Below are 11734 nucleotides of genomic sequence, written 5' to 3' on the forward strand. Positions count from 1 at the left end.
TCCGCATCCCGCCGTGGCGGGACTAGATTTTTTGAAGGAAGTATTCTAAGGCAGCAAAGCCGCAACCAAAATTAACCACAGAGAGCCCACAGATTTCGAAAAAAAAATTAAATTTATTGACATATAAGGCGAAAACTTAACAAAGCTGAACAATTTGCTCCCCTTCCCTTTATTAAAAAAAGGGAAGGGGGCCGGGGGGTTAGGATCTTCAGTACAAAAATTTTCGCACGCTAATGCATTACATCTTTTGAAGGAAGTATTCTAATAATCTATTTTTAAAATTTGGTCGGGAATATCAGTTATAATACCATCGACTCCTATTTTTTTTAATTTTCTAATTTTTTGAATATCGTTGACGGTCCAGGCGTTTACTTTGATGCCTTTTGAATGAAAAAACTTAATGATGCAACTATTAATAAATCTATAATAAATATTTATAGCATTTATTTTATTATCATAATTGAGTCTAAAATGGGGAGCTGTATCAATATAAAAATCTAAAAATGGGATATATAAAATTATTAATTTTTGTAATTTAATATTTTTATTTTGAGAATAAATTTCATTTAAAATTTCATCGTTAAAAGTATGAATAAAACACCAGGATTCGGCGTTATTAGATTTTATAACTTGATTAACTATTTTAACGATATCAGGATAATCCGAAAGAGAGCCTTTTATTTCTATCAATAAATTACATTTACCGTTAATAGTTTTAAGTACCTGATCAAGAGTAGGGATTATTTCATTTTTATATCTTTCACTAAACCAGGAACCAGCATCATAACTGAGTAATTCTTTATATGTTTTTTGTCTTATTTTTCCCGATCCATTTGTTGTTCTATCGATTGTATAGTCATGAATAACAACAGGGATATTATCTTTAGTCAAATGTACATCGATTTCAATTTCTTCAATATTATGTTTTAATACTTCTTGAATGGCCGAAATGGTATTTTCAGGAGCTAAATTTGCTCCACCTCGGTGGGCTATCACAGTAAAATTATGATTTTCAGAAATATCTTGACAAAAAGGATTAAACTCAGATATAGAAATCAATATTAGCAGAATAATCAGACTAAGAAATAGGAATAGTTTTTTCACTGAATCACTTTCTTAGAACTTACATCTGAACCAGTTTACCAAAAAGCCAATTTAACCAAATTGAAGTGATGATGGCAGCTAAAATTGATCCGAATTTTGCTATTGTTTCCGTATCAAATGGCCATACAGGCATTTTTTCGGCTTTTTTATATAATGAATCAATCTTTTCTAAAATTTCAAATTCGATATTTAATTTATTAAGATTTATGGTTTTTATCTTATTGTTAAATTCATCATAAATTTTATTAAATTCTTCGGAAAGTCTGTTAAGTTCTTCTTCTTTAAATTTTTTCATTGCAAAATGAGCACCGCTCAATGGATAAAAAAATGCAAAGATCAATAAAGGAACATATAATGTTAGTCCAACTAAAAAGATAATATTTACATTTCCAAAGAAGATATAGGCAAAAATAGGAATAAGTGGGGGAAGAAGGAAAAATACCAACTTTAAACTAAATTGTCCCATTTTACCAAGCCCACCAGCCTTATCTGGGTTTATTGGTCTTAATTTTAATGCTTTCCGCTCAGTCAGTTCTTGTAGAATATTTTTCATACTATATAAAATGGCAATATATTTATACAATACTAAAGGGAATAATATTCCGAAAACAATTCCTTCATAAAAAGTTCTTATAACAAAGCTGGCTAAAAAATTTTTTGATGACCAGATATCCTGCCCATAATTGGTGACAGCATTCCAGTGTGAAATAGAGCTCATTGTCAGCCAGGCAAATCCACCCAGAATAAACAGCCATTTAATTATCGCATATTTCCCCCCACCTGTAACAATCAATTGAAATTTTTCTAACAAAGCATGGTAATCCTCATGAGTTAACCGGCTTGAATGCGGATCATTTGCTTTGGACTGAAAAATTATTACGCTATTTAATGAATGGATGACTTCATTTATATTTGGGAGATAAATAATAGCTAGGGAAAAGATTAAAGGTATAAAAATAAAATAAGTCAAAAAAATAATGTCTTCAAGCAGCCCCAATCCGTTTTGCAAAAAAAGAGAATCGTCAATTTTAGCTGTAAAAATAAACATGATGAAAGGTAATAAACTGAATAATATCCAGATGGATAATAAATTTTTAAATCTATTATCAGGAGCATAAATTTCAGTAACAGGAAAGATTTTTAAATTTTCATACATAGTTCTCCCTTATAGTTAATTTTTTTCAAAGATATTTAATTAAATCTTTTATTGCAACCTAAACATCTAAGGCAGCAAAGCCGCAACCAAAACTAACCGCAAAGAGCACAAAGAAGTCATAAGGTACGCAAAGAAAAAATAAAACCAATTATTTAACATGTAAGTAAAAAATTTATCGTGCCGGCAAAATTGCCCCCCTTCTCTTTTTTAATAAGAAGGGGCTGGGGGATGAGTTTTTAAAACAGCACAAAAATTTTAGCACGCTAAAATGTTAGATCTTTTAAGTGAAGTATTCTAAAATTTAGGGGGAATAATTCTCTTAGTCAATACAGGGCAATACTATTTTTTTGTTAAAATTTTTTACTTTAGAAATTTAGGAGTTACTTTTTCCTCCTTAACGATTTGCTTACTGCAGGCGAGTCTTATGCAACGGAGGATCCATGGAAAAAATTGGCTTATTCTAAAATAGTAAATAGAAATACGCCAAAATATTATGCTGAAGCTTCAAATCCCTTTATTGTGAATGACTTGCTTTTGCTTAAATCTATATTTGAGTCAGATGTGTTAGAACATGATTCACTTTATCCAACATTTGTAAAATTAGAATTGGAATATTTTTAAGAAAAATAAAAAACCTTTAAAAGAGATCTCTTCTACAGTCCATTAAACATCCTCATCGTCTTCGTTTAGTTTCCGAATCATCAATGAATGCCAACGTCTTTCATTTGCGCTTTGCTTTCTGATCCCCTAAATTGTACCCATGAAATTGTCAAGTTTAAAAATATTGAAGAGGGTGCCATGGAATACAATCCGTTAAACGCTCCGGATCCGAAAGAATGGTTCGCTATGAATGAAATGGAAAGAAATTTGGTGGTTCAGGAATACCATCAAAAAGCCGGTATTGAAATCCAGAATGCGACCATGCACGCCACCATTCACGTAATTATTGAAAATCAGTTGCTGGAAGGTCTGCCGGATGCGGTGGAGGCGCTGGAGCGGTTGCAATATCAGGGTCTGGACCGACATGATGCGATCCATGCAATCGGCACCGTTCTGCTGGATCATTTGTCGGAAATAATTCACTCCCCGCAGGAATCGGTTGAAGCGGATCCCATGGAATCCTATTTGAAAGATTTGCGAAAACTTACTAAGAAATCCTGGCTTAAAAAAATAAGAAATAAACGATGACGGCTTACTATTACTTAGAATAGTAGCTTTTTGTCCGGCATTCCGATTAAATCATTCATTAAAGCATCCATGGCCAAGGCAAGGTAACAGTGCTGTAGAAGCCTTTTGGCCGTTTAAGCAAAGCTCTAAAGCGATTGTGTTGCCCATCGTAGTCCAATCAGGCGAACGGACAGATGGCAAGACATCCTCCTGTAAAATACATTTTTCAATAATCCGAGGTGATTAAGCTATTTATTTTACAAAAAATTTTTATTTGTTTCATTTAATCATTAGTTTTAACCTTTTTAGAAAATGACAAGAGGATGGATTATGCTCAGCATGTATGAGATCATTAAAAAGAAACGGGATGGTTATCCCCTGGAAGCAGAAGAGATTGAATTTGTAATCCGTGGGTACACCCAGGGAACAATACCGGATTATCAGATGGCCGCTCTTTTGATGGCCATGTTTATTAGAGGAATGAATCCGGAGGAATCCCATGTGTACACCAATGCTCTGTTGCATTCCGGGGAGCGTGTGGATTTAAGCGAAATCCCCGGCGTTAAAGTCGATAAACACAGTACCGGTGGGGTAGGCGATAAGGTATCCATCCCTCTGGCGCCGATTGTAGCTGCAGCCGGTGTTCCAGTGCCTATGATTTCAGGGCGCGGTTTGGGACACACTGGCGGAACCCTGGACAAACTGGAAAGCATCCCGCAATTTCGTGTTAATCTTGAAATTGAGGAATTCAAAACCATTCTTAAAAAGGTCGGGGCCTGTCTGATTGGCCAGACCAGTACCCTGGTGCCGGCCGATAAAAAGATTTATGCACTGCGTGATGTTACGGCAACCATTGAATCCATTCCCCTGATTACGGGCAGCATTATGAGTAAAAAGATCGCCGAAGGCATCAATGCCCTGGTGCTGGATATTAAAACCGGTTCCGGCGCTTTCATGCGCGAGTATGATCAGGCTAAAGAATTGGCCAGACAACTGATCGCTACAGGGGAGCGATTTGGAATTAAAACCCTGGCCTATCTGACCAATATGGATCAACCACTGGGACGCGCCGTTGGAAACTGGCTGGAAATTATGGAGAGTATGGACGTATTAAATGGTCAAGGGCCGGAAGATTTAGTAGAGATTACGGTGACTCTGGCTGGCACCATGATCTATTTAGGTCAGAGAGCCGATAGTATTGAAGAAGGGAAACAACGTGCCCGGGCATTGTTGCAATCTGGAGCCGCGCGGCAAAAATTTCTGGAAATCATCAAGGCGCAAAATGGCGACCCCTATTTCCTTTTGCAACCAGAAACCTATCCTAAACCTAAATTCAGTCAGGATGTACCTGCCCAGGCCAGCGGTTTCGTTAAACGCATCGATGCTCTGGAAGTGGGCTTAACGGCTGTAATGCTAGGCGCCGGTCGTCAGAAATCAGACGATCAGATCGATCCTAAGGCCGGTATCATCATTCATAAAAAAGCCGGTGAAGCCGTAGAAAAAGGGCAGGCAGTGATGACCATTTACACGGATCGCCAGGCGGCCCTGGAACCGGCTGTGCAGCGTTTGCAACAGGCCGTTTCTTATCAGGCGACTCAACCGGAGCCGGAACCATTGATATTCGAATTTTTAGATCAAGATAGTTTTTAAAATGCGGAGATTTGGGCCAGACGCTTAAAACAGCCAGCCAATAGTATGGGTCGATTAACCAGAAAACAGAAACAGCGTATTCGTCATTTTTTAAAAGCTAAAACAGCCATCGAGCAAAAAAAAGAGATTATTCACAGCGGTGATGTGCCCAAATACATTGCACGCCACATTCCCTTTATCCGTAAAATAGCCAGGAATATCGATCAGTTGTTAATTGTTTCTTCCTTTGTAGAACCGCCCTTAAAAACGGGCCTGATAGATCGTTTTTTGGTTCTGGCTGAATTGGAGCAGATAGAGGCCCTGATCTGTCTGAACAAAGTCGATTTGCTAACGGATCGAACGGAAGCCGAAGAGATGGCGGCCATTTACCGAAACATAGGCTACCCGGTCTTTTTGACATCGGCCAGCACAGCAGAAGGCGTTCCAGAACTGTTCAGCGCGCTGAAAGGGCATAAGACTGCCCTGGCCGGGCATTCAGGAGTGGGCAAAAGCAGTTTGCTTAATGTCATGGTTCCAGAGCTGAAAATTCATGTCAATGAAGTCAGCCCTTCCACCAAAAAAGGACGCCACACCACCACGCGCATCAAGGTGTACGAGCTGGATGACACAACCCAGGTCATAGATCTGCCTGGTTTAAAATTGCTGGATTTTATTGACATTCACTACAGCGAAGCCCGTCTTTTTTACCGTGAGTTTGTGGAGCGCTCAGGCCAATGTAAATTTAATGATTGTCAGCACATCACCGAGGAACACTGCGCTGTAAAAGAGGCGTTGAAAAAAGGCGAAATTCATCCCCTGCGCTATGAGTCGTATTTGAATCTGGTTGAATCTCTAAAGAATTTTGACTGAAACGAGAACGGAATCCGTACAGTGAACTAACAACTTTAGAAGGTAGAAAAAGTTGGGTTCGCATTCCTGAAGCAGCAGGGATGTCATCATTAATTGTTTACAGAAAATACAGCAAAGTTAGGGATTTTGAATAATAAATCCCGAATTATTTTGTACTCAGGACGTCCGAATGCAAGTTGGAGTGTTTCAAGCGCGACGTAACTTGAGCTTCAGCTTGAGACGTTTGTAAGTATGAAGAAAATTTTCTCCGCTCCGTGCATCGGTCGAAATGACAAGCAGTGAGGCCGGTGTCGACATGTCATTTCTCGTCCTTCCGACCTGTCGGTATGACGAAAAATCCCTTTCATTATTTAAAGAGACCTTACCTGTCAGAAACACTTTTCCCTTAGCCTGGAAAAGTGTATGTGTGTAAGAGTTAAGAGTGTAATAGTTAATTAGTTGAATGGTTGAATAGTTAAATGGTGTTGAGTGTTATTCTGATCCCGCTTTAGCGGGAAGAAGAATCCCTTACACTGGTAGACTGAACTCCCCCTTTTCCAGGTTTTAGAAGAGAAGGGACTAAAATATAAGAACGAACAAGGCCCAAACGGTTGGAGCGCAGCGGAAATCCCGATTCTCGGGGAGAGGCCCGTCTGGCTGGCGCAGCCTGACAGGCCAGTCTGGCAAGGCGCAGCCTGACAGGCCAGTCTGGCAGCACCAGCCTGACAGGTCTGGACGGCTATCCAGCCGGACAGGCCATTCAACAATTAAACAATTCAACAACTCAACCTTTTTTTTTACTACCTCACACAGCACAAAAATTTTCGCACGCTAATGGGCAATATCTTACAAAGAAAGTATTCTAAGGCAGCCATGGACACCTAAACACTCAAACCTTTCTGAAAGAATCGCGAAATGATTTTTCCTTTTTACAGAAAACAGCAATGCCTTCCAGGCGGCCTATCTGTTTAATCCAGCCACTTGATGAGGCGCGTGTCGTGTTTGTGCAGTAAGTGATCGTTAAGTGGCAAGACGCGGCAGGAAAAACGATAAGCGCCATCCGATCGGGCCTGCACTTTTTTTCCGTACTGATAGCGCCCGTTGCCCAGCTCTTTTTCTAAGGGTAAAACTACGATCTCCATATTCTGATGGCTTTGTAGAGCATCCTGGCGTTCCAGGACCAATTCAACCAAAACTTCTTCCGGTTTAAGGCCATCCAGTTGAATAATCACGTGAATATCGCGTTCTTCACCGGCGCTAAAAATTCTGTTTTCGGCCCCGTTGGCAAGCATGGTAAATTGAATGGTTGGCCATTTGGCGCTAATATTTTTATACCAGCGCACGTGTTCTTTCAGTAAGCTGAACTGGTTGCGCGACAGTTTTTCCGCCTGCTTCATGCCTGGCACGTAATATTTTTCGATGTATTCCCACACCATGCGGTGCGTACTAAACTGGTGAATGATGGTTTTTAGCGATTCTTTTGCCATTTTTACCCAGCGTAAAGGCACGCCGTTCTCATCGCGATCATAAAAATTGGGCACGACCTCTTTTTCCAGCAGTTCGTACAGCGACTGACTATCATGCTGATCCTGTCTTTCGGGGTCGGTAAATTCAATATCGTCGCCAATGGCCCAGCCGTTTTTACCGTTAAAAGCTTCCGGCCACCAGCCGTCGATAATGGACAAATTGATTCCGCCGTTTATCGGCACTTTCTGACCGGACGTTCCGCTGGCTTCTAGCGGGCGGCGCGGATTGTTCAACCAAACATCGCTTCCGGAAACCATGGCGCGGGAGATGGCCATCGAATAACCTTCCACAACCACGATCTTGCCGCGGTAGCCCTCTTCCTGTGCAAAACGATTGATGGTACGAATCAATTCTTTACCGGCATCGTTGTGCGGATGGGCCTTGCCGGCGAAAATAATCTGCACCGGTCGCTGGGGATCGTTTAAAATGTTCTTTAATCTTTCCGGATCTTTAAAGATTAAAGTGGCCCGTTTGTAGGGGGCAAATCTGCGTGCAAATCCGATGGTCAAAATGTCCGGATCCAGAATGGCATCGGGAGCGGGGAAGTGGTGCTCGGCGTTTGCAAATCGTTCCAGCCGTTTTTGATATTCGGCGCGCAGGTAGTCGGCCATTTCTTTGCGCATCTCCTGCATGGTTTGCCAGAACACAGAATCTGGAACATCGTCAATCTTTTGCCAGTAGTCGGCGTTGCGGATGTTTTCACGCCAGTCCTTGCCCAGGTATTTTTCGAACATCTGAATCATCAGGGGATGCAGCCAGGTTTCGGTGTGAATCCCGTTGGTTATGTGGCCGATGGGAATTTCACTTTCGGGGATGCCCGGGAAGATGTGTTTCCACATGGCACGTGAAACGCGTCCGTGAATGGCGCTAACGCCGTTAGCCATGCTGGAGAGATTCAGAGCCAATACCGTTAAAGAGAAGTTTTCGTGTCGGTGTTCGTTGATGTTGCGGCCCAGATCAAAAAATTGTTTTTCATCAAGGCCTATATTTTCCCAGAATGGTTTGAAATAAGTGCGCATCAGATCAAATTCGAACGCTTCATTGCCGGCCGGGATGGGCGTGTGAGTGGTAAACAGCGCAGAATTGCGGACCATTTGTAAGGCTTCGGCAAAGGTTAAGCCCTGATCCATTAATTCCCGTACACGTTCCAGACCCGAAAAAGCGGAATGGCCTTCGTTCATGTGAATGACCGTGGGGTCGTAGCCCATAGCCCGTAAGGCCCGAATGCCGCCGATTCCTAAAATGATCTCCTGGCGGATGCGCATTTCGCGATCGCCGCCGTAGAGCGTGCTGGTGATTTCCTGGTCCGCCGGGGCGTTTTCCGGAACATTGCTGTCCAGTAAATAAAGCTTCACGCGTCCCACGTCGGCCTGCCAGATCTGCGCCAAGACTTCGTGGTCTTTTAAAAAGACAGAGATTCTAATTGGCCGACCGGCAGAATCGGTCACCAGCTTTAAGGCCAGACGCTGCGGATCCAGTGCGTCGTATAATTCGATTTGATTGCCGTGTTCATCAAGCTGCTGATTAAAGTAGGCGTATTTGTAAAATAAGCCCACGCCCACCAGAGGCAGGCCAAGGTCGCTGGCCGATTTAAGGTGATCACCTGCCAGAATGCCCAGTCCCCCGGAATAGTTGGGGAGTGATTCATGAATGCCAAATTCGGCAGAAAAATAGGCAATCAATTTATTTTGCAGTCCAGGGAATTGTTTTTCATAGGCGGTGGCCTGGCTTTGCAAATAGTTTTGAAATTTCTGGTGAATGGTGCTTAATCTTTTGTTGAAAGTCTGATCGCCACTTAAAGCCTGTAAACGCTGGTCAGAAACATCCTGCAAAAGGGCGACCGGATTGTGGCCGCTGTCTTCCCAGAGTTTTTCATCTATCGTTTTAAACAGCTCAATAGCTTCATAATTCCAGCTAAACCAGAGATTTTGACTCAATTCCTCCAGTGGCTGTAAGTTGCCTGGCAGTGCTCTGCGATTGGTCATACCATCTTCTCCTCAATCTATACACTCTGTTTTGAGTTACTGATGCGCAAAATAGCAAATGGAATTAAATTCTGCAAATTTAAAATGCGGGATTGGCCCGCTGTTAATATGGCATTGTTTGACAGATTGGCATAAGAAATCCAGCTATTTGACAGCCCTTAGCAGGCAAGCAATTACAGATCATTGCCGGATATTTTGTTTAATTGTCGGTTTTTAAAATAGTTAAGCGTTAAAACTTTTAATTGTGGCATGATAGTTGTAAATTAATTGGCGAATAAAATAAAGATAGGAGAATTGTGGTGTCAGAAATCAAAATAATTCCTGAAACTCTGGAAACATTACCCATCATGCCATTGCGCAATACGGTGGTTTTTCCGCATCAGGTCATTCCACTGGCTGTGGGACGCGAAAAATCGCTGGCTTTGCTTAATCATCTTGACGAGGGCTCAAAAGTAATTGGCTTAATTGCCCAGCGAGACGGTCGAATCGAAGACCCCACCGTGGATGACCTGTACACCTGGGGCACGGCGGCTATGATCCTCAAAAAATTCAAAATGCCCGACGGCAGCGAGCAGATTATTGTGCAGGGATTGTACCGTTTTCGTCTGGTGGAGATGACGCAAAGCGAACCCTTTTTCATGGCGAAAATCCAGCAAATGCCCGATGAATTCGTAACGGATATGGAAGTGGAAGCGCTGGTGAACAACATCAAAAATGTCTTTCAGAAAGTGGTGGATTACATTCCTTACCTGACCAATGAGCATCGGGTGATGATTTTAAACACGGAAGAGCCGCACAAACTGGCCGACCTGGTGGCTGCCCAGATTAATTTTAGCGTTTCCGAAAAACAGCAGGTCCTTGAAATTCAGAATGTCAAAGAACGGCTGAAAAAGGTCAATTACCTGATTAATAAGGAACTGCAGATTCTGGAGCTGGGCAATAAAATTCAAAACGACGTGCAGGGCGAGCTGAATAAAACTCAGCGCCAGTATTTTTTGCGCGAGCAGCTTAAAGCCATTAAAAAGGAACTGGGCGAATACGAAGACGAGGGGACGGAAATTGAAGAACTGCGCGAAAAGCTGGCCAAACTGAAGATGCCGGCCGAGGTGCGCAAGGTGGCCGAAAAAGAATTGAACCGTCTGGCTAAAATGTCGCCCATGGCCAGCGAGTACACCGTAACGCGCACCTATCTGGACTGGCTGATGGAAATGCCCTGGAAAAAGAGCACGCGCGATCGCTTAAATGTTAAAGAGGCTGAAAGAATATTGAACGAAGACCACTACGGTCTGGAAAAGGTCAAAAAGCGTATTCTGGAATATCTGGCCGTGCGGCAGTTAAAATCGGATATGAAAGGCCCCATCCTCTGCTTTGTGGGCCCGCCAGGGGTGGGCAAAACCAGCCTGGGACGCTCCATTGCGCGCGCCTTAAATCGTAAGTTTTCACGCATGTCGCTGGGCGGCGTGCGGGACGAGGCGGAAATCCGCGGGCACCGCAGAACCTATGTGGGCGCCCTGCCCGGACGCATTATTCAGGAAATTAAAAAGGTCGGCTCCAATAATCCGGTGATCATGCTCGATGAGATCGACAAGCTGGGCATGGATTTTCGCGGCGATCCTTCATCCGCCTTGTTAGAAGTGCTCGATCCGGAGCAAAACTATTCGTTTACCGATCACTATCTGGAGGTGCCGTTTGATCTGTCCAAAGTGATGTTCATTGCCACGGCCAATATGATCGATACCATTCCGCCGGCCCTGCTGGATCGTATGGAAGTGATTGAAATTAACGGCTACATCGATGAAGAGAAGCTGCGCATTGCGGAGCAGTATTTGATTCCCAAACAGCTTAAGAATCATGGTTTAACGGAAAAGCAGATCACTTTTACGCGCAATGCCATTTTGAAGATTATTAACCGCTACACGCGCGAGGCGGGCGTACGTAACCTGGAGCGGGAAATTGCGGCCATTGTGCGCGGCGTGGCCAAGGAGATTGTTGAGGGTAAGGTTAAAAAACGGCGCATTACGCCTAAATTGGTGGAAAAGTACCTGGGGCCGGAGCGCTTCTATTCGGAAGTGGCAGAACGCGTCTCGCGACCAGGTGTAGCCACGGGCCTGGCCTGGACGCCGGTGGGCGGCGATATTCTATTCATTGAAGCCACCAAAATGAAGGGCAAAGGTCAGCTGCAGCTGACCGGCAAACTGGGCGAAGTCATGAAAGAATCGGCCAGCGCGGCCATGAGTTATTTGCGCTCGAATGCCGAAAAATATGGCATTGAAGACGGCTTTTACGAAAAATATGATACGCACATTCACGTGCCGGC

The 11734-nt window shown here is 43.0% G+C and carries 7 protein-coding genes; 4 read left to right on the forward strand and 3 right to left on the reverse strand.

Annotated elements, in window-relative coordinates; translation table 11 throughout:
- Nucleotides 1-261: 261 nt before the first annotated feature.
- Entirely contained in the window at nucleotides 262-1104 is an 843-nt protein-coding gene (locus tag ACWB0I_RS00740; protein ID WP_479386112.1) for a glycerophosphodiester phosphodiesterase, read from the reverse strand.
- A 19-nt stretch (nucleotides 1105-1123) separates the two neighbouring features.
- Nucleotides 1124-2260 (reverse strand): hypothetical protein, encoded by a 1137-nt coding sequence (locus ACWB0I_RS00745; RefSeq protein WP_479386113.1) that lies wholly within the window; start codon nucleotides 2258-2260, stop codon nucleotides 1124-1126.
- Between the two features lie 798 nt (nucleotides 2261-3058).
- On the opposite strand from ACWB0I_RS00745, the gene ACWB0I_RS00750 reads away from it, so the two are divergent.
- The 3 genes from ACWB0I_RS00750 to rsgA all read left to right on the forward strand — a co-directional run bounded on the left by ACWB0I_RS00750 (nucleotide 3059) and on the right by rsgA (nucleotide 5926).
- Nucleotides 3059-3448: a DUF1841 family protein gene (locus tag ACWB0I_RS00750; protein WP_479386114.1), complete on the forward strand. Its 390-nt coding sequence runs from the start codon at nucleotides 3059-3061 to the stop codon at nucleotides 3446-3448.
- Nucleotides 3449-3757: 309 nt separating this feature from the next.
- The gene (locus ACWB0I_RS00755) at nucleotides 3758-5077 is read left to right on the forward strand and encodes a thymidine phosphorylase (RefSeq protein ID WP_479386115.1); all 1320 of its coding nucleotides are present in this window, start codon (nucleotides 3758-3760) and stop codon (nucleotides 5075-5077) included.
- Between the two features lie 45 nt (nucleotides 5078-5122).
- Complete coding sequence (gene rsgA / locus ACWB0I_RS00760; RefSeq protein WP_479386116.1) at nucleotides 5123-5926, forward strand: ribosome small subunit-dependent GTPase A; 804 nt, start codon at nucleotides 5123-5125, stop codon at nucleotides 5924-5926.
- Between the two features lie 947 nt (nucleotides 5927-6873).
- On the opposite strand, the gene glgP is transcribed toward rsgA, so the two are convergent.
- Nucleotides 6874-9417, reverse strand: a complete 2544-nt coding sequence (gene glgP, locus ACWB0I_RS00765) for an alpha-glucan family phosphorylase (RefSeq protein WP_479386117.1) — start codon at nucleotides 9415-9417, stop codon at nucleotides 6874-6876.
- A gap of 299 nt (nucleotides 9418-9716) precedes the next feature.
- Here glgP and lon point away from each other — a divergent pair.
- Nucleotides 9717-11734, forward strand: a 2018-nt coding sequence (gene lon / locus ACWB0I_RS00770; RefSeq protein WP_479386118.1) for an endopeptidase La, incomplete at its 3' end; no start/stop codon positions are given.

It is taken from the genome of Caldithrix sp. (genome assembly GCF_056497305.1).

Bases quoted from the DNA above. Each gene is read 5' to 3' on its own strand.
- ACWB0I_RS00750 (WP_479386114.1), top strand. From the start codon at position 3,059: ATGGAATACAATCCGTTAAACGCTCCGGATCCGAAAGAATGGTTCGCT.
- ACWB0I_RS00755 (WP_479386115.1), top strand. From the start codon at position 3,758: ATGCTCAGCATGTATGAGATCATTAAAAAGAAACGGGATGGTTATCCC.
- ACWB0I_RS00745 (WP_479386113.1), bottom strand. From the start codon at position 2,260: ATGTATGAAAATTTAAAAATCTTTCCTGTTACTGAAATTTATGCTCCT.
- glgP (WP_479386117.1), bottom strand. From the start codon at position 9,417: ATGACCAATCGCAGAGCACTGCCAGGCAACTTACAGCCACTGGAGGAA.
- rsgA (WP_479386116.1), top strand. From the start codon at position 5,123: ATGGGTCGATTAACCAGAAAACAGAAACAGCGTATTCGTCATTTTTTA.